This is a genomic window from Larkinella rosea, assembly GCF_003858635.1.
Classification (GTDB): domain Bacteria; phylum Bacteroidota; class Bacteroidia; order Cytophagales; family Spirosomataceae; genus Larkinella; species Larkinella rosea.
In genome coordinates, this window is record NZ_RQJO01000009.1 from 925,159 (window position 1) to 951,047 (window position 25,889).

The 25,889-nt window shown below is 51.9% G+C and carries 25 protein-coding genes; 6 read left to right on the forward strand and 19 right to left on the reverse strand.

Going from position 1 to position 25,889, the window contains the following annotated elements:
• Window positions 1–19: 19 nt before the first annotated feature.
• Window positions 20–1,267, reverse strand: a complete 1,248-nt coding sequence (locus EHT25_RS19645) for an MFS transporter (protein WP_124876821.1) — start codon at window positions 1,265–1,267, stop codon at window positions 20–22.
• Window positions 1,268–1,535: 268 nt separating this feature from the next.
• Between EHT25_RS19645 and EHT25_RS19650 the strand changes: the two genes are divergently transcribed.
• Entirely contained in the window at window positions 1,536–2,303 is a 768-nt protein-coding gene (locus EHT25_RS19650; protein WP_124876822.1) for a DeoR/GlpR family DNA-binding transcription regulator, read from the forward strand.
• 115 nt (window positions 2,304–2,418) lie between these two features.
• Here EHT25_RS19650 and EHT25_RS19655 read toward each other — a convergent pair whose 3' ends face one another.
• From EHT25_RS19655 to EHT25_RS19680, 7 genes are all read right to left on the reverse strand, one after another.
• Entirely contained in the window at window positions 2,419–3,318 is a 900-nt protein-coding gene (locus EHT25_RS19655; RefSeq protein ID WP_124876823.1) for a hypothetical protein, read from the reverse strand.
• A 125-nt stretch (window positions 3,319–3,443) separates the two neighbouring features.
• On the reverse strand, window positions 3,444–4,364 hold the full coding sequence (locus EHT25_RS19660; protein ID WP_185731435.1) for a helix-turn-helix domain-containing protein: 921 nt from the start codon (window positions 4,362–4,364) through the stop codon (window positions 3,444–3,446).
• A gap of 72 nt (window positions 4,365–4,436) precedes the next feature.
• On the reverse strand, window positions 4,437–5,447 hold the full coding sequence (locus tag EHT25_RS19665; RefSeq protein WP_124876825.1) for an aldo/keto reductase: 1,011 nt from the start codon (window positions 5,445–5,447) through the stop codon (window positions 4,437–4,439).
• A 233-nt stretch (window positions 5,448–5,680) separates the two neighbouring features.
• The gene (locus EHT25_RS19670; RefSeq protein WP_124876826.1) at window positions 5,681–6,571 is read right to left on the reverse strand and encodes a helix-turn-helix domain-containing protein; all 891 of its coding nucleotides are present in this window, start codon (window positions 6,569–6,571) and stop codon (window positions 5,681–5,683) included.
• A 71-nt stretch (window positions 6,572–6,642) separates the two neighbouring features.
• Window positions 6,643–7,461: an SDR family NAD(P)-dependent oxidoreductase gene (locus EHT25_RS19675; protein WP_124876827.1), complete on the reverse strand. Its 819-nt coding sequence runs from the start codon at window positions 7,459–7,461 to the stop codon at window positions 6,643–6,645.
• A 53-nt stretch (window positions 7,462–7,514) separates the two neighbouring features.
• Complete coding sequence (locus EHT25_RS32730) at window positions 7,515–7,676, reverse strand: hypothetical protein (protein WP_185731419.1); 162 nt, start codon at window positions 7,674–7,676, stop codon at window positions 7,515–7,517.
• 31 nt (window positions 7,677–7,707) lie between these two features.
• Window positions 7,708–8,004, reverse strand: a complete 297-nt coding sequence (locus EHT25_RS19680) for a hypothetical protein (RefSeq protein WP_124876828.1) — start codon at window positions 8,002–8,004, stop codon at window positions 7,708–7,710.
• Between the two features lie 275 nt (window positions 8,005–8,279).
• Here EHT25_RS19680 and EHT25_RS19685 point away from each other — a divergent pair, with 275 nt between their 5' ends.
• The 3 genes from EHT25_RS19685 (at window position 8,280) to EHT25_RS19695 (ending at window position 10,022) form a co-directional block, all read left to right on the forward strand.
• A complete protein-coding gene (locus EHT25_RS19685) occupies window positions 8,280–8,669 on the forward strand; it encodes a DoxX family protein (RefSeq protein ID WP_124876829.1) in 390 nt (129 codons plus the stop codon).
• Window positions 8,670–8,962: 293 nt separating this feature from the next.
• Window positions 8,963–9,364 (forward strand): T9SS type A sorting domain-containing protein, encoded by a 402-nt coding sequence (locus EHT25_RS19690; protein WP_124876830.1) that lies wholly within the window; start codon window positions 8,963–8,965, stop codon window positions 9,362–9,364.
• 262 nt (window positions 9,365–9,626) lie between these two features.
• On the forward strand, window positions 9,627–10,022 hold the full coding sequence (locus EHT25_RS19695) for a T9SS type A sorting domain-containing protein (protein ID WP_124876831.1): 396 nt from the start codon (window positions 9,627–9,629) through the stop codon (window positions 10,020–10,022).
• Between the two features lie 102 nt (window positions 10,023–10,124).
• On the opposite strand, the gene EHT25_RS19700 is transcribed toward EHT25_RS19695, so the two are convergent.
• Complete coding sequence (locus EHT25_RS19700) at window positions 10,125–11,057, reverse strand: M20/M25/M40 family metallo-hydrolase (RefSeq protein WP_124876832.1); 933 nt, start codon at window positions 11,055–11,057, stop codon at window positions 10,125–10,127.
• 88 nt (window positions 11,058–11,145) lie between these two features.
• Here EHT25_RS19700 and bla point away from each other — a divergent pair, with 88 nt between their 5' ends.
• Window positions 11,146–11,895, forward strand: a complete 750-nt coding sequence (gene bla / locus EHT25_RS19705) for a subclass B1 metallo-beta-lactamase (protein ID WP_124876833.1) — start codon at window positions 11,146–11,148, stop codon at window positions 11,893–11,895.
• Window positions 11,896–11,918: 23 nt separating this feature from the next.
• Here the strand turns inward: bla and EHT25_RS19710 are convergent, their stop codons facing one another.
• From EHT25_RS19710 to EHT25_RS19730, 5 genes are all read right to left on the reverse strand, one after another.
• A complete protein-coding gene (locus EHT25_RS19710) occupies window positions 11,919–12,338 on the reverse strand; it encodes an ester cyclase (protein WP_124876834.1) in 420 nt (139 codons plus the stop codon).
• Window positions 12,339–12,413: 75 nt separating this feature from the next.
• Entirely contained in the window at window positions 12,414–13,331 is a 918-nt protein-coding gene (locus EHT25_RS19715) for a helix-turn-helix domain-containing protein (protein WP_124876835.1), read from the reverse strand.
• A 156-nt stretch (window positions 13,332–13,487) separates the two neighbouring features.
• On the reverse strand, window positions 13,488–13,865 hold the full coding sequence (locus EHT25_RS19720; RefSeq protein WP_124876836.1) for a DUF5618 family protein: 378 nt from the start codon (window positions 13,863–13,865) through the stop codon (window positions 13,488–13,490).
• 249 nt (window positions 13,866–14,114) lie between these two features.
• Window positions 14,115–17,543: a ThuA domain-containing protein gene (locus EHT25_RS19725; protein WP_221622307.1), complete on the reverse strand. Its 3,429-nt coding sequence runs from the start codon at window positions 17,541–17,543 to the stop codon at window positions 14,115–14,117.
• Window positions 17,544–17,703: 160 nt separating this feature from the next.
• Window positions 17,704–19,023 carry a Gfo/Idh/MocA family protein gene (locus tag EHT25_RS19730; RefSeq protein ID WP_124876837.1) on the reverse strand — a complete coding sequence of 440 codons (1,320 nt, stop codon included), beginning with the start codon at window positions 19,021–19,023 and terminating at the stop codon, window positions 17,704–17,706.
• Between the two features lie 198 nt (window positions 19,024–19,221).
• On the opposite strand from EHT25_RS19730, the gene EHT25_RS19735 reads away from it, so the two are divergent.
• Window positions 19,222–19,755 (forward strand): hypothetical protein, encoded by a 534-nt coding sequence (locus tag EHT25_RS19735; RefSeq protein ID WP_124876838.1) that lies wholly within the window; start codon window positions 19,222–19,224, stop codon window positions 19,753–19,755.
• 13 nt (window positions 19,756–19,768) lie between these two features.
• Here EHT25_RS19735 and EHT25_RS19740 read toward each other — a convergent pair whose 3' ends face one another.
• The 5 genes from EHT25_RS19740 to EHT25_RS19760 all read right to left on the reverse strand — a co-directional run bounded on the left by EHT25_RS19740 (window position 19,769) and on the right by EHT25_RS19760 (window position 25,881).
• On the reverse strand, window positions 19,769–20,587 hold the full coding sequence (locus tag EHT25_RS19740; protein ID WP_124876839.1) for an alpha/beta hydrolase: 819 nt from the start codon (window positions 20,585–20,587) through the stop codon (window positions 19,769–19,771).
• 20 nt (window positions 20,588–20,607) lie between these two features.
• On the reverse strand, window positions 20,608–21,711 hold the full coding sequence (locus EHT25_RS19745) for a Zn-dependent alcohol dehydrogenase (protein ID WP_124876840.1): 1,104 nt from the start codon (window positions 21,709–21,711) through the stop codon (window positions 20,608–20,610).
• Between the two features lie 70 nt (window positions 21,712–21,781).
• Window positions 21,782–23,734, reverse strand: coding sequence for an SGNH/GDSL hydrolase family protein (locus EHT25_RS19750; RefSeq protein ID WP_124876841.1), 1,953 nt, complete (start codon window positions 23,732–23,734; stop codon window positions 21,782–21,784).
• A 68-nt stretch (window positions 23,735–23,802) separates the two neighbouring features.
• Window positions 23,803–24,951, reverse strand: a complete 1,149-nt coding sequence (locus tag EHT25_RS19755; RefSeq protein ID WP_229311666.1) for an aldose epimerase family protein — start codon at window positions 24,949–24,951, stop codon at window positions 23,803–23,805.
• Window positions 24,952–25,059: 108 nt separating this feature from the next.
• Complete coding sequence (locus tag EHT25_RS19760; protein WP_124876842.1) at window positions 25,060–25,881, reverse strand: polysaccharide deacetylase family protein; 822 nt, start codon at window positions 25,879–25,881, stop codon at window positions 25,060–25,062.
• Between the last annotated feature and the right edge of the window lie 8 nt (window positions 25,882–25,889).

The window sequence follows — 25,889 nt, forward strand, 5'->3', positions numbered from 1 at the left end:
GGAAGCCCGTTGGGCTAGTTTATGTATGCACGGTTTTGGGTAAAACCGCTTCTTTGGGCAGGGTAATGAATCGGGTAAGTACCGCGCTCAGAAAATACAAACCGGCCAGAATCCAGACAACGCCCTCGCTGCCAATGGTTCCGATGGTCAGGCCGACGATGGCGGGGCCGACAAAAACCGGTAAGCCCGCACCCAGATTCAGGATCGCCATGGCCGCGCCTTTGTCCTCCTTTACGAGCGACGGCACCAGAGCCGACAGGGGCACGTAGCCCGCCAGTAAACCGCCCCAGAGAACACCGGATAACAAAACCATTCCGTAATTGCCGTTGAACCAAACCGGTGAGTAATAGAACAATAAGGTTGAAATACCGCAGCCGACGCCCCCAAACCACAGGATGGTGTTGCGCCAGCCCAGGCGGTCGCCAATGAAGCCGAACAGCAGATTGAAGATGATGTTACTGGTAAAAATTGTCCCCCAGATTTGCAGCCACTGCACCGTACTGAAACCGAATTTGGCCAGGTAGATCGGCAGAAAAACCGGGAAGGCAAACTGTGCGGTGGTGTTGATGATGCGGACAATGCCGCCGATCAGCACTTTGGGTTCTTTCTGAACGATGGTCAGTCCGTTGAGGAGTTCCCGGGTTTTGGTTCCGGCGCTGGCCGCCAGCGGCACAAACCGGTCACGGTTCAAAACCAGCGCAAAAAAACCGCCCAGGGCGACCCAGAAGATGGAGGTCCAGAGGGTATTCTGGTAGCCAATCCGTTCGATGGCCCAGCTTGAATAGTACGCGCCGAAGACGTTCAGACCGCCGGTAAAAACGAACCAGAACCAGCCGACGGCCCGGCCCAGTTGATGCTGCGGAGTGCGGTAGGTGATCCAGACGAGAAACGAATACGCAAACAGCGGATAGCCGAAACCGCGAATGGCGTAGGTGATGAGCATGGTCGGAAAATCGAGTTGAGCCATGCCGAAACCGACGAATCCGACGGTGCCGAGAATGTAGAGCAAGAGTCCCGCCAGCATGGCTTTTCGCGGGCCGTAGCCTTCGGCGAGGACGCCCGAGAACCAGGAGGAAACCGCAATCGTGATGCCATAAACCGTGAACAGCGACGCCGATTGCTGGATGCTCATGCCGTGTTCCAGCAGGTACGGACTCAGCCAGCCCTGTTCGACGCCGTCGCCCATCATGAAGATGATAATGCCCAGATAACCCCAGGCCAGGGACTTCGGTAACCCGGCTTTTTCAAAGAGTGACGGCGATTGCATGGTAAGGCTGACGGGTTAGAAAACGGTTTTAGGAAGTTGTATTTAAGGGGGATAAACTTGGATGCAAACAAACAAAGAAAATTTAATTAAACAAATTGAAATATAATTTAACTTTATGAAATCAAATGTAAACAAATAATAAGGCTGATGGAGCCGTTTGATTCCTTACAATAAGTTCAGGAAACAGCGGTTTTTTGTACCGGTTTTCGGGCCATTTTACATTCTGCCGAATTCTACTTAATCTTGGCGGACAGGTTTCAGTCCATTCATGAAGACGATTACAGAAAGACACCAGTTTATTTTACAGAAACTCAAGGAAAGCGGCAGTGTCACGATTCAGGAACTCAGCGACTGGATGGAGGTGTCGGGTGTGACGATTCGCAAGGATCTGAAGTTGCTGGAAGATAAAAGTCTGCTGTTCCGCACCCGGGGCGGGGGCTCGATGACCAATCCGTACGCCTTTGAAAAACCGATCGATGAGAAAGCGCTGATTCAGGCCGAGGAAAAACAGAAAATTGCCAAAGCTGCGCTGACGCTGATCGGTCAAACGGATTCCATTCTGATCAGTTCCGGCACAACGGTTTTTGAGCTGGCGCGCTGCCTGAATCCGGCCCAGCGACTAACCGTGATTACCCCGGCGGTGAAAGTGGCCACCGAACTCAGCAACCGGGCCAACGTGGAGGTTTTGCAATTGGGCGGCTTGCTCCGGCCGAATTCGTCGTCGGTGGTGGGTTCCTACGCCGAACGTATGCTGGAAAACCTCTCGTGCGGGATGTTATTCGTGGGCGTCGACGGAATCGATTTCGATTTTGGCCTGTCGATCAGCAACCTGACCGAAACCAGCCTGAATCAGAAAATGATTGATGCGGCCCAAACCGTCGTAGTGTTGGCCGATAGCTCCAAATTTGGTAAACGGGGAATTGGGCGTATCGGTACGCTCGACCAGATTCATTACCTGATCACGGATGCCGGGGTTTCCGCCGAAACCGTACAGCAGTTGGAGGAGCGGGGCGTGAAGGTGATCGTGGCGGGGTGATCAGATTAAAGTATTTCTGTTAATTGCGTCAACGTACTGACGGAATTTAGCTAAATTCCGTCAGTACGTTGACGCAATTAACATTTTTACAGATTTACACTAGTATGAAAGTTTATCATACCTTCTTGCTCTTTTTTGGATAATAAAAATTGTCAGTGTATGAGTAATGGATATTCTGACCGGCAATACCGTCATTTAATTCATGAATTTTCTCTTTTACTCCATTTTCTAAAATTATAAGTTTTTCATACTCGGCTTTCAACCATTTGAACTTGCTGTGAATATCCGAAAATTCAAACGATGAATCTAGCCCGTCAATAATTGCCTGCTTTACTTTTTTTAGTTCAGATTTTAATTCGGATATTTCCATTTCTGTCCAGGATTGTAGAACTTGAAAATAAATCATCTGATGAAACCCTACACAACCATCATCAAATCTGCTTAAATATTGATGGTAAGGAAACCGATCCTTATTAGTTTCAATTGGATAATTCAATTTTTCTAATAAATTTTTAGATAAAATTATTCTTGGATTTTTGGCGACACTAAGCTCCAATTGATATGCATCGATTAGTGCTTGTCCTATAACTAAACCATTATCTTTGTGAATTATATTTCCAATTGTGATTGCTCCTCTAAACAATATTCCATCTGTCATTAATTTTGCCCCTATAAATGACAAGTTTGTTATTAAAGTTGAAATGATTTCGTTGATATTTTCTTCTTCAATTTGAACAGAAATTACAATAGAATCGGAAAAGCATGTGCATGAAGTTTTATCAGCTATATTAAATTTAGCAAGTCCTCGTTTTTGAGCATATTCTTCAATTTCAATAAGTTGTAAGTTCCATTCTTCAGGTTTCTCTCTGTTTTTTAGGAATAATAGAGATTCGTATATTAGATTGAGTTTCGCCGGATTAGACTCAGATGTTTTGATGATATCCTTGAAACCAAGAATGTCAATAAATGCTACGACCCTTTTTTCATATTTAATTTCTTCAATAACTCTTTCCATTCTTAATTAACTTTATATATAAATTCTTGAATTATTGAGCGATACCTAGTATTAAGACGAAAATTAGTCAATTGATAGATCAAATATATCTTTTGTTAATAAGAAAATTTGATCACTTTACCCTTTCAATTAAACGAATGCCGGAACTCCAGCGGGGAAACATTTACCTTGCTTTTGAACAACTTGCTGAACGATTGCGGGTATTCAAAACCGAGTTGGTACGCGATTTCGCTGACCGATAAAGATGTGGTCGTTAAAATCTCCTGAGCCTTCTCAATCAATTTGTTATGAATGTGTTGCTGGGTGCTTTGGCCGGTGTGCAGGCGCAACAGATCGCTTAAATAATTGGGCGAAATCGACAATTCTTCCGAAATGTACTGAACGGTCGGAAGACCCAACTCCTGCACTTTCCCTCGGTCGAAATAATCCGCCAGCAGGGTTTCCAACCGGATCAGCAAATCCGTATTGGCGCTTTTCCGGGTGATGAACTGGCGGTTGTAAAACCGGTTGCAGTAGGTGAGCAGCAGGTCGATGTGCGAAACAATGACGTCCTGACTGAAACCGTCGATGACTGAGCGGTATTCTTTCGCAATGTTTTGCATGATGCCCGTCACGAGGGTTTCTTCCTTTTCAGACATGTGCAGGGCTTCGTGGACTGCGTACGAGAAATAACCGTAGTTCCGGATGTTCCGGGCCAGCGGATAGTTCCGGACAAAATCCGCATGAAAGACCAGCCACCAGCCCTCACAAACCTGATCGTCCGCCGTAACGGTGGAAATGACCTGTCCGGGAGAGAAAAACGTCATTACGCCGTCGTCAAAATCGTAATAACTCTGTCCGTACTTCATTTTTCCCTTGAAGTCCTTTTTGATGCAGATCGAATAAAAGTTATAGCAAAAACTTTTCATAACGTCCTGCGGAAAACAGTGCGTATCGTTCAGGTTGATGACACTCACCAGCGGATGCTCCGGTTTGGGAATGTTGAGCAGCCGGTGCAGTTCGGAGACGGAATGGATCAGGTAAGGAGTAGTTGACGGTTTTTTCACGCGTGTATTTTGTTTGTAACCGAACCGGAAAACGTCGCGGGATGCGGTTTTCCGGTTCGGCATGTCCAGCCATTATAAATTCACCATCGCCATGCCCGTGGCGTCGTATCGGTCGCCGGTTGACGTACCCAGCGGCACAATGGCTTCCAGTCGGGCCAGTTCTTCCGGGGTCAATTGCACCCGCGTGGCGGCCGTATTTTCTTCAATGTATTTGATCCGTTTGGTGCCTGGAATCGGTACAAATCCTTTCGAAACCACCCAGGCAATAGCCAGTTGAGACGGCGTAATTTCCTTTTCGTCGGCCAGCGTTTTGATGGCTTCCACCAATTCCAGATTCCGGTAAAACTGGTCGCCCTGAAACCGGGGAATCGTTCGCCGGAAATCATCCGCCGGAAAATCGTCCGGGCTTTGAATGGCTCCGGTCAGAAAACCGCGTCCAATTGGAGAATAAGCCACAAAACCGATTCCGAGTTCCTGAAGCGTATCCAGCGTACCGTCTTCTTCCGCGCTGCGTTCAAAAAAAGAATACTCCGTTTGCACGGCGGTCAGCGGATGGATGGCGTGTGCTTTTTGAATGGTGGCCGCCGACACTTCCGATAACCCAATATACCCCACTTTTCCTTCCTGCACCAATTCGGCCATCGCCCCGACGGTTTCTTCGATCGGCGTGTTAGGATCCAGGCGGTGGAGGTAATACAGGTCGATGTAATCCGTGCCGAGGTTTTTCAGGGACCGTTCGACCGCTTTTCTGACGTAGTTCGGCTGGCCGTTGATGCGCCAGGTCAGTTGCTCGTTGTCGTCGATTTCGTACCCAAACTTGGTGGCAATGACGTACTGATCGCGGTTTCCGCGGATGGCTTTGGCCACGAGTCGTTCGTTGGCGAGGGGGCCGTATAAATCGGCCGTGTCCAGAAAATTACCGCCCAGTTCCAGCGAACGGTGAATGGTGGCAATCGACTCGGCTTCGTCGGATTTTCCGTAAATATCCATCCCCGCAATCTGGGTCATGCCCATACATCCCAATCCAATCAGCGGAACCACCAGCCCCTGGCTGCCTAACTTTGTTTTTTGAATACTGCTCATGATTTGTCTGTGTTCGTCAAAAATAACAGCACAAAGGTCCGCAGGCAGGATGGCAAAAAAGGATGCAAATCTCTTGAAGTTGTATCCGAAACGGGAAAAGAAATTATAAAAAAGGAATGAAAAATGTAAACGGGGCTGCCCTTTGGTGACGGATTTAGAATGTAAAATTCTAATAATCAGTTATTTTGATCACTTTTTCAGGTATTGTTACTCATTTTTCATTTCTTCTTTTCTCAATTCAAGCTAACTTTTTTGTACTGGTTTGGACTGACGCCCACTTCTTTCTTGAACAACCGGGAAAAATACGGTGGGTTTTCAAAACCGAGGGAGTAGGCAATTTCGGCCACGGTGGCGTCGGCGTTGTTCAGCAGGTGTTTGGCTTCCGAGATCAGAAAGAGATGGATATGTTCGATGGCGGTTTTACCGGTTTCCTGTTTCAGCAAATCGCTCGGGTAGCTGGTCGACAGATTCAGTTCGGCAGCCATAAACGTGACCGTAGGCAGCCCTTTTTTGGTCACCTGACCGCTTTCAAAATACTTCCTCAGGGTTTCCGAAAACCGGGAGATAATCCGGCCCGACAACTCCGTCCGATTCATGAACTGGCGTTTGTAAAACCGCTGTGCATACCGAAGAATGGCTTCAATATGCCCCAGAATGATGTCTTTGCTGTATTCGTCCGGATTGTTGTTGTATTCCGTTTCAATATCCCGGTAAAGATCCCAGATAATCTGCTCCTCTTTCGGCGACAAATGCAGGGCTTCGTTGGCTTCGTATTCGAAATACTGATACTTTTTGATTTCGGCATGAAGCGGATGGCCGTTCAGGTAATCCTCGTGGATGTAAATCGCAAAACCGTCCTCTTCCAGCTCCAGGTTCCGCATTTCAGCAATCTGGCGGGGCTTGATAAAATACATGGAACCGCTGTCGCTGTCGTAGTTCGTCCGGCCATACCGGATCATTCCGGATTTCATTTTTTTCAGGCCAATCATGTAGAAATCCCCCGTGTATTCCCGGCTGTCGGTCGGGCAGGTCTGGTGGCACCGCAACAGGCTCAGCAACGGATGTTCCGGGGGCGGATAGCCGTTAAACTGGTGGAGTTCGCTCAACGTTTTAAAATGTGTCATGTCTGGTTGGGATAAATACCCAAACCGTCAGGCTCAGAGCATGACGGTTTGGGGAAATACGGTTTTCAAACTTATTTGCCGTGCGCCAGTTCGGCCACTTCGCTCCATTCTTCCCAGGTTGCCAGTCGTTCGGCGTATACCTGACGGGTGAAGGGCAGCGTCACCTTGCCAAGGAACAAACGAAGGGGCGGATTTGTCGCATCGACCAGTTTTAAAATGGCGTCGACGGTAGCTTCCGGTTTTCCGATAGTGTCTTCTGTGAAACCGGCCCGAAAAGCAGCTTTCACATCATCATAGGCCGGTATCGGTTTTGAATGCGCAGCCGACGCCCCTCCCCAGTCGGTGGAAAAACCGTTCGGTTCGACCAGCGTTACGTGGATGCCAAAACCCTTCACTTCGGACGCCAGGGTTTCGCTCAAGCCTTCCACTGCAAATTTCGTTGCATTGTAAAGACCCAAAGTTGGCAGCGTAACGACACCTAACAGACTGGATAACTGGATGATGTGACCGTAGCCCTGTTCGCGCTTGACCGGTAAGGCGGCCTGGGTTACCCACAACAGACCAAACACATTGGCTTCGAACTGGTCGCGGGCTTCCTGTTCGGTGGCTTCTTCAATGGCTCCAAACAAACCGTAGCCCGCGTTATTGATCACGGTATCGATCTGTCCGAAATAGGCTTTCGCTTGTTGAATGGCGTCGAAACTGGCCGCCCGGTCGGTTACATCCAACTGGATGGGCAGCAGGGCATCGCCGTATGTGGCTTTTAATTCATCGAGTGAATGGATGTTTCGCGCGGTAGCCGCCACGTTGTCACCCCGTTGCAGAAACGCTTCCGCCCATAATTTCCCGAAACCGCGGGAGGCACCGGTAATAAAAATTGTCTTTCCCATTGTCGTATTTGTTAATTTGAATACGATGCAAAACTAGGCGGGCGGTTTTTGAATCATTTATACAAAAGCCGGGAAAGCTGATACATTTCGCGGATCAGGGCAGGCGGTTTTTCGGAGAAAATGAAAACACCCCGGATCTGTTGGTCAGATCCGGGGTGTTCGGGCGTCAATGGTGTGGATGTCGGCGGTTCAATCGGCGACTGAATGGGCTTCAACTACTTCATTTTTAACAGTGTGCGGATAAATCTATGGGTTTTGCTGCTTGTAATTCCGATTCGCCGGCGAGGGAGTCGATGGAATGGTGATGGCGGGATCGCCCAAACCGCCCAGGCGCTGTAGTTCGCGGTAAGCGGCAATGTTCATCGGCTGCCGAACGCGCTTCCGGAATTCGATGGCCGATTCCGGTTCCCACTGGCGGGCCGCAATGGCTTTGTTGACGTGCTTGTAATTAGCCACCGAATAGGTCGACTCACTCAACAATTTATTTTCTGCTTGTACGGCAAAAGCAAAAACAACGGCGATCAGACTCAAAAGCGTTTTCATGGCGTGATTCATTTAGAGCGTTTGGATGGAGATTTGGTATCCTGTTTGGATGAATCAAAGGTCGGCGGCCGCCCGGGGAAACGCTGTCTCAAATGAGTCGATCACTATCACTTTTGGGAAAACCGGGCAATTGTGCTCAGTGTCAGTAATCTACCGATAGTGGAGTGGTGATTGCGCGGTGAATTTTCGGGCAAAAATCGGTGAAGGTAGAAACCGGATGCAGCTGGCAACAAAAACCGCTGGAATTGATTTATCTCTGTAAACAAACCGAAATCATGAACAGCAAAACCATCAACACCGTCGCGCGCATTGCACTGGGCGCCAATTTGATCGTTGCCGGAATCAGCCATTTGACGTTTGCCCGAAAAGCGTTTCAGGCCCAGGTTCCGGATTGGGTGCCCTTACAGAAGGATGATACAGTCGTGTATTCCGGCCTTGCCGAAATCGCACTCGGTAGCACGCTGGTCCTGACCGATCAGGAGCACCAGCAGGCCGTAGGGAAAGTGGCGGCTTCCTTTTTTACGGCGGTTTTTCCGGGAAACATTTCGCAATACGTCAATCAGCGGAGCGCCTTTGGGTTGGATACAAACCGGAAACGCTTCCTCCGTTTGTTTTTCCAGCCGGTGCTGGTCTACTGGGCCCTGAAGAGTACGGACAATTTGTAATTCGACCATCGCTAAAACCGCCCGAATAGGGCACGCGGGAAGCATTGAATGGTTGCCTCCGCCAATCTTACCGGCCCCAGTTCTTCCGCATTGACCTTTCCGGTCTGTAAAAGCTGATTCGCGGGAAAGCTCGTCAAAAGCTTTCCCGCCGGGACCCTCCCAAACCGGATGGGTTCTCCACCTGCCGCTTTCCCCAAAAGTGATAGTGATCGACTCATTTGTGACAGCGTTTTCCCGCTTTGAAGCCGACCTTTGATTCATTCAAACGGACCAAAAACAAAACTTCAAATACCATGAAAACGCTCATCAAATCACTGTTCGTCGCTTTTTCGCTGACACTGGTTAGCTTCTCGGTTTCCAATGCCGACATCAACAAACCCATCGGGCGACCCAAAAATGCGGTTAGCTTTCAACGGGGAATCTATACAACGTCCGAAGGAAAACTTCAAATTGCGCTCAACAAACAAACCGGTGGCACCGTCGAGATTCGGTTGGTCGATCAGAAAGGCAATGAAGTTTTCTTCCAGAAAATTGGCAAACGCCAGCAGGCGGTTCGGCTGCGCCTGGACGTTAGCTCGCTGACCGATGGTGACTATCAGGTGGTGATTACCAACGGTTTCGACACCACCGTCAACGACCTGACCATCGCGACCAAGCCCGCCCATGTGGCAAACCGGATGATTGCGGTGAACTAAAAGTCGACCGGTTTTCTAAAAAATAATACCAGGGTTAAGTTGTACGAAGAAAACGCCGGCCCAGATTTGGGCCGGTTTTTTTGTGTGAAAAGCCGCCGGTTTTGAAAAGCTTTTGATCACATAAAGCAACTGGGTGAAGAAAACCGCCAGATTGCCCAATTCCCAAAAGTGCTAGTGATCGACTCATTTGTGACAGTGTTTTCCTGCTTCGGAGCCGACCTTTGATTCATTCAAACGGACCAAAAAACAAACTCCTTATACCATGAAAACGCTCGCAAAATTCCTGTTCGTCGCCTTTGCGCTGACCTTTGTTACGGTCTCTGTGTCCTTCGCCAATAACCGGCCCATCAAGGCGCTGAAAGCCGTTGGGTACGAAACCAGCTTATACACCGATACCAAAGGAAATCTTCGGATTGCGGTCGATAAACAAACCGGTGGAGCCGTTGAGGTTAAGCTGGTTAACAGTGCCGGGAAAGAATTTTTCGTTCAGCGGATTGGTAAGAACCAACGGAAAGCCCGGCTGCGGCTGGATGTGAGTGAACTACCCGACGGAGCGTATCAGGTAGCTTTCACGAACGGCGCTACTGACTTCGTTAATAATTTGACAATCAATACAAAACAGCCCGAATTCAAGAGCCGGATGATTGCTTTGAACTGAAGTAAAAAAAGACTTTTAGGTTAGGTTAAGTTGTACGTTAAAGACCGGTCCAGTTTTGGGCTGGTCTTTTTGCGTAAAAGCGGGGCAATCGGTGATTTGCGGCTACTTCACCGGCGTAAACGTCATTTTGGGCAGTTTCATCGCGTTGTCGATCAGCTTGATTTCCAGTCGCAAAATCTCTTCTTCCGCTTTGGCGTCGATTTTTTCCGGATCGTCCGTCGGCTTGTGGTAATCGGGGTGGCCGCCGGTGTGGAAGAACAGTACCGGAATCTGTTTGGCGTAAAAAGCCGCATTGTCGGAACCGCCGTTGCCCGCCCGGTCGGTAAAGAATTTAACTTTGGCGGTGACGTCCTTGAAAACCGCCGGCCAGGCGTCGGCGGTTCCGTAGCCCCCGATGCCGATGCCGCGTTCGGGATTGTAGCGACCAATCATGTCCATGCAAATCATGAAATTCAGCCGGTCGAGCGGCAGGGTGGGGTGGTTCAGAAAATGACGGGAGCCCTGCAACCCGAGTTCTTCCGCGCCGAACGCCATAAATAGCAAATTGTAGGGTTCTTTCGTGCCATTTTTGGCGTAATACTGCGCCAGTTCGAGCAAACCGGCGACGCCCGAGGCATTGTCGTCGGCACCGTTGTGAATCTGTCCCTGCGGGTTGGAAGCCAGCGAACTGCCCTGATTGCCCATGCCCAGGTGGTCATAATGCGCCCCGACCACAATGGTTTGTTCGGCACCGTTGTCCAGAAAACCGATCACGTTGGCGGCTTTCCGCAGGCTATCGGGCACCACCACGCGCCGGACTTTGGCCGTGAAGGGTTGGTAAAAACCGTCTTCGCCCAGCGGTTTCAAGCCGTATTTCCGGAAATGTCGGGCGATGTAGGCTGCGGCTTTGGCATTTTCGCGACTGCCGGTTCCCCGGCCTTTCATTTTGTCGGAAGCCAGTTTAGCGACGTGGTTCTGAATGCGGTCGGCAGATGGTTCCTGGGCAAAAACCGGAAACGATACTACTAATAGAAAGGTAAAAATTCGATGGTTCATGCTCGCAAAATTATATAATTTTGGCGTTTCTGATGTAGAGACGCGATTAATCGCGTCTCTACTGGTTTCATCAACAATCCTTATAACCATGCGCCTTCTGACGGTATTCTTTCTGCTGATTGTACACCCCGGTTTTGCCCCGGCTCAACCAAAAACCAAGCCCAAACTACAAGTAACGCCCCTCAACGACCGCGTTTTGGTCCACACCACGTACGGGATGTACCAAAACGAAAGCGTTCCGTCCAATGGTCTGATTATCAAAACCGACGACGGTGTTGTGCTGGTGGATACGGGATGGGATACCGACGGCAATACTGACAACAGCCGGCAATTGCTCCAGTGGGTCGCCGACAATCTGCGCCAGCCCGTCCGCCTTTGCATTGTCACGCACGCCCACGGCGACCGGGTAGGAGGTATCCGGGAAATGCGAAAAGCCGGTATCCGCGTGGTCAGTACTCCGCTGACGGCCCAAAACTCCGTTAAACAGGGGTACGATGCGCCCGACGCCATCCTCCCGAATGATACCACGTTCACAATCGGGAAAGAACCGATTCGGTGTTATTTTCCGGGCGAAGGGCACACGAGCGACAACATCGTGGTCTGGCTGCCCAACCAGCGGATTCTGCACGGTGGCTGCTTCGTCAAAAGTGTGGCGGCTTTCGGTATGGGTTTCCTCGGCGACGCCAATCTGAAGGAATGGGGAAACTCCATTCGGCGGGTGAAAAAGCAGTTCGGCACGGCGAAAACCGTGGTGCCGGGCCATGAAGAATGGAGCGATACCCGGTCGCTGGACCACACGTTGCGGTTGCTGGAAAAACACGCGGCTGCCCAGAAATAAGCACCGGTTTTTGAACGACCCGGCTATTGGGCCGCCAATTCCGCCAGCACGGCGGGCAAATTACTCAGGCCCCAGTGTTCCGCGTATTTTCCGTCTTTCAACCGCACGATTTCAATCACCTGAAGGGTCATTTTTTTGTGCGTCGGCGGAATGCCCAGAAATTCGCCGGTGTGCGTGCCGTAAAAGGCTTTGCGGGTGGTCACTTTGTCGGCTTCGCCAATCTGGTCGAAAATCTCCACCGTCAGATCGGGAAAGCCGCCTTTTAAAACGGTTTGCAGAAAATGAAACATGCCGTCGGCGCCCGTTGAAGCGCCCGGAGCCGCGGAATGGTTGAAGACATCGTCGGCCACTAGTTCGTTGAAGGTTTCGATCTTGCCCTGTTCAATAAATTCCCTGTTAAAGCGGACAATGGTTTTCTTGTTTTGTTCCGGGGTGGTTTCCATCGTGTTGTGGTTTATGCGGCAAAACTACCACCACACTCCGGTTGCGTACTAGGGCTTTTCGTTCAAAAACTATCGCTAAACGGTCAGGCTGTTGACCGGGCGGTTTTGTCGTTGCTGGAATTCTTTGGGTGTGATGCCGAACGTCTGTTTGAAGGCCTGCGTAAAGCTGGAATGGTTTTCGTAACCGACTTTGTAGAAGACATCGCTCGGTTTTTCGGATGGCTGGTGCAACAGGTCGCGGGCCATGTTCATGCGTTGCTGCACCAGCCAGCGAGAGGGCGTCGATCCGTAAATCCGGGAAAACCGCCTTTTGAAAGTCGATGCGCTCACGTTGCACAAAAACGCCAGTTCGTCGACACTGATCGGGTTGCCCACATTGGTTTCGACGACTTTTTTGAGCTGAAAATCGTCAAATTCGTTCGTTTTGGTCGACTGAAACGCCAGAATCTGATCCGGGTATGTCTCCAGCAGATACAGCATCAACTCCTCAAACTTGAGCCATTTCATTTCCATGGAAGGTGGTCGGTTCGATTGGAACATCAGCTGGAGTGACGCAATATAATTTACAATAAAAGCATCCTTTTTAAACGCCAGATACGGTTCATTCGGGGTGACCGGACCGGTTTTTAAGGCTTCAATTGTTCGGTGATACTTGAGGTAAAAGTTCGTTAAAACCGCATTGTCGAAGAACAACAGGATGCTTTTAAAAGCAACGGTATTGTTCAATTTCATGGACACCAGGCAATTGCCGGAGGAAAGAAAATGGAATTTATCGGCCTTGATGTCGACTCTTTTTTCCGCAAAGTGCATCGTTTTCTCCCCGCTCAACACCAGACTAATGGCGTTCATGCTCAGGACGCAGTTGGCGTTTACCGAAAGAACCGGAGCCGAATAGTCGTAGAAAATAACCGCCCCGGCCTGCTTTTCGTCGTCCATCGGAATGTCTTCCGGCAGTTTAAAAATGGTCATGGCGGTTTTTAAGGATGATTCCATTTCGGAAGTTTTCGTACCCGGTTTCCAGTTTTTCCCGCTTTGGCGTGCCCCGTTTACCGTAATGCTAATTCTTAAATTGTTTCAGGGTGGTGAGGTGGCTTTTTTTCGGTTTCATAGTCGTTCTCGAGATAGGATGTAAGTTTAGCCGAGAGGTTTCTATGCGCTGGCGATTTTGCTCTCAACCCACTTTATGAGTGTCTCCGCATTATCTAGGCCCTCTTTCGCTACATTGACGTTTGGGTTTCCGTCGTAGGCCATCGACAGATGTAAAATATCATAAGCCGATACAAAGGTGTTGAGGACTTTTTTATCCAGTTTTGCCAGTTGAGATTTGTACCAATCGACGTCTATTCGTCCTTTGGTTTTCTTACCCAAAAACCCGTCCAGAGCAACGAGAATGCCCGTATAAGCCGCGTGACCAGCGAGTTTCACGTATTTGGTATCTTGATAAAAACGGTCTTCTTTTCGGGCCTTCTCCCGTAAAATTTCCCTGGCGTTGTCGATGTAACGCTTTGCATCTAGTATGGTACTCATGCTTTGAGAACAATCAATTTTAATTCCGGATTCCAAAGCCGCTCAAAAGCGGTTTCACTTGTTTCGTGAACGCTCCAATACTATCAATCTTGCTCAAAAAAAACGAAAAATTTTGTACAACCAAGCCGACTTTTTTTAATAATTCCTCCGCGCAACAGAAATAAGGTAAATCTATTCAGTTAATAGCAAAAAGCCACCGCAGTCCCGAAACCGCGGTGGCTCTTTCACTAAAAACCGTATCCAAAAATTTTACTTCCCAAACTCAACCCAACTCACCCCGCCGATATTCTCGGCTTTCGGATCGCTGTTGACGAAGACGAAGTACAAATCCTGCTTGCTGCCGGGGTCCTGAATCGGGGCGCTTAGCTCGGCGGTTTTGTTCCAGGCACCCGTGGCCGTGTAGTTCAGCGTGCTGATCACCGGGCCTTTCGCCGAGCCGGTATGGACTTCAATCGTGCCGTCGTGGTCCTTCGAGGCCACCTGGTACGTCAGCTTCTGAATGCCTTTCAGGTCTACGCCTTTCAGCACAAAATACGCCTTGGAACGGGTCGCGCCCAGCCGCCCGCGCTGGCGGTTCATGTTGTAGACGTCGTCGGCTTCCCCGGCGATTACTTTCGAGGGGCGCAGCACCAGGCTTTCGCTGGTGGTCAGGGGCGTGATGGCCCCGCCTTTGTCGGTATACGACGCCGACAGAATGTAGCGTCCCGTCTGTTCCCTGCCAACGTGTTCTTTCAAAACCGTCGCGCCCTGCTGCGGCAGCGTCACATCCGGCTGTTCGTTGGCCAGCGCCAGCACGTATTTCACGATTTCGGTGGCGTCTTCCTTCGACAATTGCGGGTGGGCGTTCATCGCGTGGTCGCCCCAGACCCCGCCACCGCCGGTGATCACCTTGTTGGCCAGCCGGGTAGCTGCGCCCTTGTCGCCCCGGTATTTTTTCGACACCTCGATGAACGCCGGACCGACCGACTTGCCGTTGATCTGGTGACAAGCCTTGCAATCACTGGCTTGCATCAGGTTTTTGCCCAGGTTGAACGTGCTCGTAATCTGCTGGTGACCCACCAGCGGCTCGTTGCCCGATACTTTCGGAATGTAGTTCAGCGCTACTTTCACCTTCTTCTTATCGATCACTTTGTCCTCGTTGTCCTTCACGTCCACGGCGTATTTGAACGGCGTCTGATCGGCAAAAAAGAACGTGCTGTTGTCGGTCGTGGCAATGGCAACCTGCGGCAGTGTGTTTCCTACCTTGATTTCCAGCGTATCCACCGAACTCTGACCCGCCGGATCGGTCACTTTCAGGATGGCGTTGTAAATCCCGTTTTTCTGGAACGTGTAGGTCGGATTGGCTTCGGTCGATGCCACCTGATTTCCTTCAAACTTCCATTCGTACGACAGCTTGTCGTCTTCGTCGAAATCGTAGCTCTGGCGGCTGCTGAAGGCCACTTTGAACGGTGCCAGCCCGATCGTATCCCGCGCCGTCACTTTGGCAACGGGCGCCCGGTTTCCGGGGTTGAATTCGATTTTGACCAGACGCGCGTCGTCGTTGTCAATGCCGTAAACGGAACCGTATTCCAGCATGTAGATCTCGCCTTTCGGCCCAATTTCCATATCGACCGGCCGGCGGAAATCGCCCCGAACCGGCATGAAGGCTTCCATCCGTTTGTAGTTCTGCTGGTTGTCCATCCGGACGGCATACACCCAGTTCCGCATCCAGTCGTACATAAACAGGGCTTTGTCGTAGTATTCCGGCAGTTTAACGTCCGATTTCAGGTTCGCATCGAAGTGATACACCGGTCCGCCCATCGCACAACGACCGCCCGTTCCCAGTTCCGGAAATTCGGTCGATTTGTTGTAGGGATACCAGACCATCGCTTTGGTGGTCGGCGGCAGGTTTTTCAAACCGGTGTTGTTCGGCGAGTTGTTGACCGGAGCCGCCGGATCGAACGCAGCACCTACGGCTTTGGTCGCGAAGTCGTAGGCATTGTACGCTTTGCTGTCGCCGACAAAAAACGGCCAGCCGTAATTTCCGGCTTTTTTCGCCTGGTTGAACTCGTCGTAACCGCGCGGTCCCTGTGGTCCATCGACGCCCGAATCCGGGCCGATTTCACCCCAGTACACAATCGACGTTTCGGGATCAACCGAAATCCGGTACGGGTTCCGGCAGCCCATGACGTAGATTTCGGGCCGGGTTTGGGCCATGCCTTTCGGGAACAAATTGCCTTCGGGAATGGTGTACGAACCGTCGGGTTCGACGTGAATCCGCAGAATCTTGCCGCGCAGATCATTCGTATTTCCCGCCGAACGGGCCGCATCAAACGTCAGCCGACCAGCCTGCCAGTCGGTCGGTGAAAAACCGCTCGACTCGAACGGCACCGTGTTGTCGCCCGTCGAAATGAACAGGTTGCCGTGTTTGTCCCAGGCCATCGAGCCGCCGGTGTGCGCGCTCACTTCCAGATCGATCGGAAATTCGATGATGGATTTCTCCGATTTGAGGTCCAGCGTACCGTCGTCGTTCATCACAAACCGCCCGATCCGCTGCTTGGTCTGCCCGCCATCTTCAATCGTATAGAAGAAATACAGATAATGATTTTTCGTAAAATTCGGGTCGATCGTCATTCCCAAAAGGCCATTCAGATACTTCTCAACGGCTTTTACCGGAAAATCATAAACCAGTTTCGTGCTCTTGGTTTTCGGGTCATACATATAAAACTTGCCCTTCCGCTCGGCCATGAACACCCGGCCATCCGGCGCTACCGCCAGTTCCATCGGTTCATTTAAGTCGTTGGACAATACGGTTTTCACAAACCGGGTTTCGTCCGGCGTTTTCACCGCGTAGGCTTTCGAATAGTCGAGATCTTTGTTGTCGCCGATCACGTATTTCAACCCGCCGAGCAAATGTTGCTGGAACAACGGCTCGCTGTAACTTTCGTTCGTGTGACCACCGCCGGTATAAAACGCGCGCCCGCCATCGAACTCGTGGTACCAGACAAACGGGTGATTGTCGCCGTTGCGGCCTCCTTCGTAGGTGCTTTCATCCAGTTTCGCCAGCACTTTGATGTCGGGATTGATGTTCCGGTAGCTGTACAATTCGTCGAAGCGCTCCCAGCGGTCGGGCAGAAAGCTGGTCGAGGGGTGGTTTTTGTCGATCACGTCGATGGCGACTTTCTGCTGCTTCGGATGGTGCAGGAAATAAGCTCCGGCGAGTTTATTGTACCACGGCCAGTTGTACTCGGTATCGGCCGATGCGTGAATGCCCATGAAATTGCCCCCGGCCTGAATGTAGCGCTCAAACGCGACCTGCTGATCGGGATTCAGGACGTTGCCGGTGGTGCTCAGAAACACGACGGCGGTGTAGTGTTTCAGGCTGTCTTCCACGAAATAAGCGGCATTTTTCGTCGTATCGACCCGAAAACCGTTCTCCTTTCCCAACTTCTGAATGGCGGCAATCCCGGTCGGGATCGATTCGTGGTAATAGCCTTTGGTGCGCGAAAAGACCAGAATGCGCGGCACTTTTGGCGGAGGTGTTGGCGCGGCCGCAACGGGTGCGGCTGCGGATTGCGATTGCGTTGATGACTGATTGGTGGCCGCTTTGGGCGATTTACAGCCGTAAAAACTCCCGGCTACGGAAGCCATGAGCAATAAAGCCGTTCCAATCGTACCGGTTTTTGTAGAGATTAGCATCGTGTTATGGGAAAATTGTCAATTCATTTGATGGAAAACAAAACGGTTAAAACCGTTGAAAATTGACGGATAAATTACTTAATAGCCCACGGTTTAAACCGTGGGCTGAAAAACGTGGTCGCGTTCTTTGGAAACCGTTTTAACGGTTTTATACCTTGGGCTATAATTTTATGGCCCACTCACTCTTCAACGGGCGTTCCAGCAGCGCGTTGGCTTCTTTGTCTTTTTTGAACGATTCCTTTTTGGGGTCCCAGCTCAGCGGGCGTTTCAGGGCGTAGGCGATGTTGCCGATGTTGCAAACCGTAGCCGTCCGGTGGCCGATTTCCACGTCGCAGATCGGTTTGCTGCGTTTCCGCATCGCATCCAGAAAATCTTTGTAGTGGTTTTCGCTGTGGTAAACGTGTTTCTCATCCGCACCAATCACTTTGGTGGCAAGCGCAACCGGATTGGTTTCCAGCTTTTTCCGCTGAATGTTCAACGTGCCTTCCGAGCCGACAAACTGAATCGCGTTGTTCCATTCCCAGGGCTCGTGCGTCATCGTAATGCCGTTTTCGTAGCGATAGGTCAGGAATTTGTGGTCTTTGCCGTCCGGCGGAATCACCTCAACGGGGCCGCTGCCGTCCATGTCGAGCGACCATTGGACAATGTCGAACATGTGCGCACCCCAGTCGGTCACCATGCCCCCGCCAAACTCCTTGTAATTCCGCCAGTTCGGAAACACGTCTTTGGAAAGGGGAGGAGCCAGTTCCGAATTAAAGGCCACGGGTTGGTTGGGGCCCAGCCATAAATTCCAATCCAGGCCTTCCGGGATGGGTTCGGCGGGTAAATCGTACGGTTTCGGTGGCGGACCCACGTTTACCTTAATGCCCTTGATTTCACCAATATACCCATTCCGGATCAGTTCGGCGGTTTGCCGGAATTCGGGCCACGAACGCTGCATGCTGCCCGTCTGAAAAACCCGGTTGTGTTTGCGGATCGCGTTCACCATCGCCCGCCCTTCCTTCACGGTTAGCGACAGCGGTTTTTCGCCGTACACATCCTTGCCTGCTTCGGCGGCTTTCACGGCCATAACCGCGTGCCAGTGGTCGGGCGAGGCAATCACCACGGCGTCAATTTCTTTGCGGTCGAGCATTTGCCGAAAATCCGGATATGCCTGAATGTCCGTGATCGTGCCTTTGGCTTTTTTGCCTTCTTCGCTGGCGTAAAATGTTTTGGCGCTATCGATGAACAGGTCCCGCTTGGCTTTGTACACTTCGCTGGCCCCCAGAATCCGGGTTTCGCCCGTAGCTAAAAAATTCCGGGCCAGCCCACGGCTTTGCTTTCCGGTTCCAATAAAGCCGAGGTTGATGGTGTCGCTCGGGGCCAGGTATCCATTGCCGCCCAGGACAAACCGGGGAACGATCATAAAAGCCGACACGGCTGCCGAGGCTTGTCCGATGAATTTCCGACGGGACAAGGCGGTAAACGATTCTTTTTCCATAAGGGTGAAGGAACTGAGCTTGATTTCTGACTAAAAAGCGAAAACCGCCCCGGATTTACTATCCGACAATTGACCAGCGTGGAACCCGGAGCGGTTTCAAAGGCGACTTTTTCCGTTTCAACGAACCTGCTACTGGACAACGGGCGGACCTGCGCCAATTTTGATCCCGAAACAGTAAACACAACTTTTTAAGAATCAATGAAAACAAGCGTAATCCTGCTGCTGGCGCTGGTGTTGCTGGGCAGTTGCAAGAAAGAAACCGATGGGGTTATTCCGGGAGGAAATGTGCCCGCCAAAGCCGCCGGAAAATGGATGTATGGCTCGTTTGCCATGAGCGAATTCTGGGCCTACGACGGCTCGTACCAGGGCAACCCGTTTGAACTGGCCGTCATCTTCGACTTTAAAACCGCCGGAACCTACGAGAAATACTTCGTCGCCACCACCCGCGATTATTCGGGCTGCAAAACCGAAACCTTCAGCTACGAGAAAGGCAGCGTCGACTTCAACGAAACCGACGGATCGTTCACGACGACGCCCGCAGAAGGCAGCTACCGGGGCTTTTATTCCTGTTTTCCGAAGCAGAACATCAACCGGAAAATGGAGCGCTCCGAACTGAAAAAGCAGACGTATTATTACGAACTAAAAACCGGCAGCAACGGCAAACCCAATCTCGTGGTGCGGTTTCAAAAGTCAGACAGCAATGTGAGTACATTCCTCCCAACTTCCTGGTAGTCAAAAAATAATGTCAAAACTGCTGATCGAAAAACCGCAGGGCGTCGGCGATGTGTTTTTCCCAATACGGCCATTCGTGGCCACCCGGATTTTCCTGATACTGGTGCGGAATTTGCCATTCCAGCAAGGTTTTGTGCAGGGTTCGGTTGGCTTCGATCAACTGATCTTCCGTGCCGCAGTCGAACCGGATGGCGGGCAGTCGGTCGCGGTTTTGCCGCATGAGTTGGGCCACGGATTCCGTTACCGGATCGATTTGGACGTACTGGTGGAGCGGTTCTTCCACGAACTGGCTCAGCTGATCCGATTCCGTAATGGACGACAGGCCGCAAACCGCCCGAAACCGCTCCGGGTAGCTGGCCGCCAGCCGCAGTGCACCGTAGCCGCCCATCGACAAACCGGCGATGCAGGTCGTGTTTTTGAAATTTTCGGCCATCTCCGGCGAAACAAGCGCAGCTACGGCATTGGGCACGTCGTCCAGAATCCAGCGTTCGAAGTCAAGCCCGTTGTGGGGTAAATAACCGCTGCCGTCGCCCCACAACCCGTCGGACGGCATGGCGAGAATCATCGGGCGAATGCGGTTTTCGCGAATCAGCCGGTCCGCCGTGCGGTGGGCTCCACCTTTCAGCGACCAGGCCCAGTGGCTGCCATACACCCCGTGCAGCAGGATCACGAGCGGCACCGGTTTTTTTAGCAATAGTTCAGGGTCTGGTAACCAGACGGTTAAGTCACCACGGCCTTTTAAGTTGGGTGTTTTAACCGTGACGTAACGAAGACCTTCGTGTTCAAACCGGGGGTCGGAAATTTCGATGGTGCGGAACGGGATATCGGGCATGGATGGGGAAGAAAACTGGGTTAAAAAACAACGACACCTTTCGCATTCCGACCATTTCGCATGTCATCGAACGCTTGTTGCAGGTCATCGAGCGCGTAAGTCCGCGTTATCATTTGGTCCAGCATCAGGTCGCCTTTCTGGTATAATTTCAGCAAAATGGGAATGTCGATTTCCGGGCGGCATTTGCCGTAAAGCGGATTGATGTAAATTTTGTCCCACTCGAACAGGTTCATGTCGATGGTGATTTTCTGCTCGATGCCGCTGACCTGACAGGCCACCCCGGCGTTCCGAACCATCGCCAGCGGAGCCGCGCCCAGTTCGGGAATGGCCGTACATTCAAAGGCATAATCCGCCCCACGGCCACCGGTCAGTTCTTTCACCTGTTGGGCCACCTGCAACAGTTCCACATCGTCGCGGTTGGGTTGAATGGTGTGCGTGGCACCGTATTGTTTCGCCATTTCCAGCCGATTGGCGTTGATATCCACGGCAATGATCATCGCAGCTCCGGCAATCCGCGCGCCCTGAATGACGTTCAGGCCGACGCCACCGGTTCCCAATACCACCACCGAACGACCCGGTTTGACCTGCGCGGCATTGACCACCGAGCCAAAACCGGTCATCACCCCACAGCCGACAATGGCGGCCGACGCGAACGGAATCTCGATGCCGGTTTTAACGACGGCGGCTTCCCGCACCACCGTATATTCCGATAAGGTACCCAAACTGAACGCCCGCTCGATCGGCTGGTTCTGGTAAGTCGTGCGTTCCAGCGCGGCATGACCTCCGCTGGCGCGGTTGCCCGAGGTTACCGGCGAATTGATCTCGCAAATGTGTTGATTACCTTCCGCGCATTGAAAACACTGGCCGCACGGAATGGCCCAGTTCAGGATGACCGCGTCGCCGGGCTGGACTTTGCGCACGTCGGGGCCAACGCTGCGGACAACGCCCGCGCCTTCGTGGCCCATCACGAGCGGTTTGTTCCACGACATGGAGTCGAAATCGGTGTGGCAAATTCCGGCGGCTTTTAGCTCGACCAGAATCTCATCGCCCTGCGGTTCGGCGACTTCGATAAAATCAATTTGAAAATTTCCGGTGCCCGTGGCAAGGGCGGCTTTGGCGCGCATAAATAAGTGATTAGTTAACCCTGTCAGCGCCGGGCCGTCGTCACAGTCGACGGCCCGGCGCTGACAGGGTTCAGTTCGCTAAAAAATAAACAATCCGGCAGGCGGTCCCTTTACTTTTGGGATTTTTGGTGGCCGCAATCCTGAGTTGCAAAACGTGTTTTTTGTCCGGCAAATTACCGGTAAAGAGCTTATACCAGGGCAAATGCAGCGAATGGCTCCACTGGGTATGCAAGTCTACTTTCTGATACGGGCCCTTGTCGATGCGGTATTCCACCACGCCCGCGTCCGGCCCCGAGATGATTGCCAGACCGACAGCCGTTCCCGTAAAATCCAGTGAAAATGCAGCGCCCGGCGTGGTGGCTTCGAGCATCGGCCGATCGACAAAACCGGGTCGGGTCGAAACGCCGTCGGCCGGTTTCCAGTTTTCGACCAGTTTCCAGCCGTCGCCCAGTTTGGCTTCCTGAATCGGCACGTAACGGCCTTTTTCAAAACTGCTGCGTACCAGCGGAGCCATCACCGCCGACGTTTTTACCGGTTTTTGGGTTGATAGGGAAGCGGTTTGAAAACTGGCGTTGAGCAGGTATTTCATCGTTTGGAAATAGAGTTCCTGACCGAAGGGCGAGGGGTGCAAATCCTTGAAATCATATTCCCACGAAAACTCCCCCGCTTCGATCCGGTCGTAGACTTCGCGCGCTAAATTGATGGAAGGTAGTCCGTAATGAGCCGCCACCCGCTCGTGGTTGAGCAGTTCGACCGGTTTTTTGCCCTGCCGGAAATCGCCGAATTTGTCGGGATCGGCGAATTCCATCAAAACCACATCGACGGCCGGATTGGTCTTCCGGGCGTGTCGAACGATGCCTTCGAGCGCCCGGATCTGCGTCAGGCTGTCGGTGGCATTCGTACGGTCGTTGACGGCGGCTTCCAGAAACAATAGATCCACTTTGCCCTTGCTCAGCACGTCCTGCTCGACCCGAAACGAATGCGGCAAACTCCCGAGCGACGGAATCCCGGCTTTGATGAACGTAAACTCGGTCTGTGGAAACTTCTCCCGCAAATACTGACTTACCTTGTCGCGCCAGCCGGGATTGAACGTAATGGAACCGCCCAGAAACGCCACCGTCGCCTTTTTCTGCTCCGTGATGGTCCGGTAAAAATTGGGCAAACCGCCCCGGACTTGCACGTACGATTTTGACTCAAGCGGTTTTTGAACCGGAACGGAATGCTGCTGAATGAAGTCGGCCCACCAGTCCGCGTGCTCGATTGGGAAGTGATGGCCTTCCAGCGTTTGCGGCCCCCGCGACATGGCATAAACCGTGGCCGGTCCGCCCAGTTTCTGGTATTTTTCGATCAGAGGAAAGGTGTTTTCGTCGGGCGGAACAATCTTGTCTTTCAGGCTGATGACGTGCAAAACCGGAATTTTGTAAGCTGCCAGTCCCTCCAGGTGGTCGATCGGGTTGTCGTCGAAGGCCAGCGCCTGCTGTTCCGAAAAACCGTAGACGTCCAGCAATTGCTGCCACGATTTAGGGTCGCCTTTGCTCTCTCCTTTGCCGCCCGGCCAGCTTTTGAAGTCGCAGACGGGCGCTTCGGCGTAAATACAACTGACCCTGGCCGGATTGCGTTTGGCCCAGCCGTACACATACAAACCGCCCCGGCTGACGCCTTCCAGCGCGACTTTGGGCGCAAAGCCCTTTTGCGTAACGAGGTGCTGGTAAAAATCATCCCAGATCATCATCGCTTTCGGATGACCGTAGAGATCGTTCGTATTGATGTAGGCAATGTGAAAACCGCGTTCGAGCAGGATGCTGTCCATTTCCACGTGCCAGTCGGGGAAATGCGCCCGCCAGACCCACGGATTGCCCGGCAACGGTTTTCGGGGTTTAATGTAGCGCGCCGGTACGTCGTTCAGCCTGAAATCGATCCGTTCAAAACCGTGCCATGCGGACGTTTTTTCGTTCGACTGCGCCAGCAGACCACCAGATTCGGATATAAAAAAGAGACAACAGATGAGGGACCAAAAGCGCATAAAAGTGGAGAATTGACTCAAAACCGGAAGGGACAAACCGGTCCAATCTACTCTCTTTTCAACGCCGTTCAGCGGGCGGTTTTTACCGAAAATTGATAAACAGTCGTTTGCCGGTACACCTCGCCGGGTTTCAGGAGCGTGCCGGGGAAAGCCGACTGATTGGGCGAATCGGGCAGATGCTGGGGATACAAAAGGAAACCCGACTGTTTGGCGTAAACCCGATTGCCTTTTCCCTTCAGTTTTCCGTTCAGCCAGTTGGCCGTGGCCAGTTCAAGGCCGGGTTCGGTCGTAAAAACCGACAGGTATCGACCGCTGCCCGGTTCAAAAACCGTAGCCGCCAGTTGCAGGGCGTTGTTTCCCGATCGGTTCAGCAGGAAATTGTGGTCGTATGCCCCGGGCAACTGTTCCATTCGTGAACCCAACGCAGCGGGTTTTGTAAAATCCAGAGCCGAATTTTTTACTTCCCGCAGTTCGCCGGTCGGCACCATTTTGGGGTCCATCACCACGTAGCGGTCGGCATTGATCTGAACTTCGTGCGACAGAATCGTCGGGTTTTTCCCCGCCGAAAGGTCGAAATAAGTATGGTGGGTGAGGTTGACGTGCGTTTTCTGATCCGTGCGGGCTTCATAGTCGATCCGGAGTTCATTTTGGTCGGTGAGCGTATACGTCACCCGACAATCCAGATTGCCCGGAAACCCTTCTTCGCCATTCGCGCTCATATACGCGAGCCGTAACGCAGCCTCCTTTTTCCCGGAACGGATTTCCTCTGCCTGCCAGAGCTTTTTGTCAAAACCGCTCTTGCCGCCGTGCAGGTGATTGGTTCCGGCGTTGGTCGCCAATTGATAGTCTTTGTTGTCAATCGAAAACCGGCCGTTGCCAATAAAGCTGCCGTAACGACCCAGGAGCGCACCCAGATACGGCTGACCAGACAGGTAGCTACTCAGACTATCGAATCCCAACACCACGTCGCCGGGTTGATTGTTCTTATCAGGAACTTGAATGGACGTAATGATTCCGCCGAAGTTGGTCACTTTGACGACCATGCCGTGCGCGTTGGTAAGCGTGAAAAGGTGAGCGGTTTTTCCATCAGCGGTTTGACCGAAAGCCACTTTCTGGAAACGGCGAAGCGTTGGTTTTTCTGTGAAAGCTGTCAGAAACAGCACTGAAATGCCAATAAAAACCGAACGTCGTACAAGTTGGCCGACTGAGTTATTCACACGAAGAGGGGAGAGGATGTGAAACCGGAAACGAATCAGGTAAAGTCAAAAACGGTTGAAAATCAGAACCTCCGGCCAGAAACCGGAGGCTGATTCCATTTACCATCTCTATTTTCGTTGTTTCAGCACGTACTTGGAAACCGTTCCGATGGGCGCAATCCAGACGCCGTTGGCGGGGTCTTTGGCGTATTCGCAGAGTTGTTTCAGCATCGCCAGCCGCGTGGTTTGTCCGCCGGATTCGTTCGTTTCGTGCCCCGCCAGCACCAGCCACTGGCCGGATTTTCGGGCGGTTTCGATCAGTTCCTTGATCTCGCCAAAATCCTTGCCGTCCATTTCCATCCCGTAAATCTGCGCCATGTCGCAGTACGCCGGATCGTTGGGCGCTTCATTCCGCCAGCCCCGACCACTGATGAACAGCTCGTCGACCACGGGTACGTAGCTCTTCGTGTTGCGTCCGCGCCCCATAAACATCTGACCGCAGGGATACGCAAACACCTCCGGTGTGACGCCCAGCAATTCCTTCACCTGCTTGTTGGCTTCGATCAGCTCCGCCCGCATTTTTTCGGCTGTGTAATCTTCCAATGCTTTTTCCCGTGACCAGGTAAAGTTGCCGCTGCACGGGTGATTGACCGAGTGGTTGCCCATTTCATGACCGCTGGCGACGGCTTTTTTCCAGCCTTCCAGCCGTTTTTTCACGGCGGAGGGTACGACGAAAAACGTGGCTTTGACCCCGTATTGATCAAGCAAAACCGTGCCTTTATCGACGTTGGTCAACCGGGCATCGTCGAAGCTCAGGCTGAGGGCCACTTTCTTGCCGTCGGGCCATTTGATGGGTTCGGGCGCCGGTTTTGATGATTGCTCGCCCGAAAACGACAGACTCAGCATGGCTGAGAACAGGAGTGAAGCGCGGAGAATGGGGTTCAATTTCATAAGATTTA

Coding starts and splice junctions, on each gene's coding strand:
- EHT25_RS19690 (WP_124876830.1), top strand. CDS start 8,963: ATGAAAACGCTCATCAAATCACTGTTCGTCGCTTTTTCGCTGACACTG.
- EHT25_RS19695 (WP_124876831.1), top strand. CDS start 9,627: ATGAAAACGCTCGCAAAATTCCTGTTCGTCGCCTTTGCGCTGACCTTT.
- EHT25_RS19740 (WP_124876839.1), bottom strand. CDS start 20,587: ATGCCCGATATCCCGTTCCGCACCATCGAAATTTCCGACCCCCGGTTT.
- EHT25_RS19725 (WP_221622307.1), bottom strand. CDS start 17,543: ATGCTAATCTCTACAAAAACCGGTACGATTGGAACGGCTTTATTGCTC.
- EHT25_RS19745 (WP_124876840.1), bottom strand. CDS start 21,711: ATGCGCGCCAAAGCCGCCCTTGCCACGGGCACCGGAAATTTTCAAATT.
- EHT25_RS19735 (WP_124876838.1), top strand. CDS start 19,222: ATGAAAACAAGCGTAATCCTGCTGCTGGCGCTGGTGTTGCTGGGCAGT.
- EHT25_RS19675 (WP_124876827.1), bottom strand. CDS start 7,461: ATGGGAAAGACAATTTTTATTACCGGTGCCTCCCGCGGTTTCGGGAAA.
- EHT25_RS19730 (WP_124876837.1), bottom strand. CDS start 19,023: ATGGAAAAAGAATCGTTTACCGCCTTGTCCCGTCGGAAATTCATCGGA.
- bla (WP_124876833.1), top strand. CDS start 11,146: ATGCGCCTTCTGACGGTATTCTTTCTGCTGATTGTACACCCCGGTTTT.
- EHT25_RS19655 (WP_124876823.1), bottom strand. CDS start 3,318: ATGGAAAGAGTTATTGAAGAAATTAAATATGAAAAAAGGGTCGTAGCA.
- EHT25_RS19710 (WP_124876834.1), bottom strand. CDS start 12,338: ATGGAAACCACCCCGGAACAAAACAAGAAAACCATTGTCCGCTTTAAC.
- EHT25_RS19645 (WP_124876821.1), bottom strand. CDS start 1,267: ATGCAATCGCCGTCACTCTTTGAAAAAGCCGGGTTACCGAAGTCCCTG.
- EHT25_RS19760 (WP_124876842.1), bottom strand. CDS start 25,881: ATGAAATTGAACCCCATTCTCCGCGCTTCACTCCTGTTCTCAGCCATG.
- EHT25_RS19750 (WP_124876841.1), bottom strand. CDS start 23,734: ATGCGCTTTTGGTCCCTCATCTGTTGTCTCTTTTTTATATCCGAATCT.
- EHT25_RS19720 (WP_124876836.1), bottom strand. CDS start 13,865: ATGAGTACCATACTAGATGCAAAGCGTTACATCGACAACGCCAGGGAA.
- EHT25_RS19665 (WP_124876825.1), bottom strand. CDS start 5,447: ATGAGCAGTATTCAAAAAACAAAGTTAGGCAGCCAGGGGCTGGTGGTT.
- EHT25_RS19715 (WP_124876835.1), bottom strand. CDS start 13,331: ATGGAATCATCCTTAAAAACCGCCATGACCATTTTTAAACTGCCGGAA.
- EHT25_RS19670 (WP_124876826.1), bottom strand. CDS start 6,571: ATGACACATTTTAAAACGTTGAGCGAACTCCACCAGTTTAACGGCTAT.
- EHT25_RS19650 (WP_124876822.1), top strand. CDS start 1,536: ATGAAGACGATTACAGAAAGACACCAGTTTATTTTACAGAAACTCAAG.
- EHT25_RS19685 (WP_124876829.1), top strand. CDS start 8,280: ATGAACAGCAAAACCATCAACACCGTCGCGCGCATTGCACTGGGCGCC.
- EHT25_RS19680 (WP_124876828.1), bottom strand. CDS start 8,004: ATGAAAACGCTTTTGAGTCTGATCGCCGTTGTTTTTGCTTTTGCCGTA.
- EHT25_RS19700 (WP_124876832.1), bottom strand. CDS start 11,057: ATGAACCATCGAATTTTTACCTTTCTATTAGTAGTATCGTTTCCGGTT.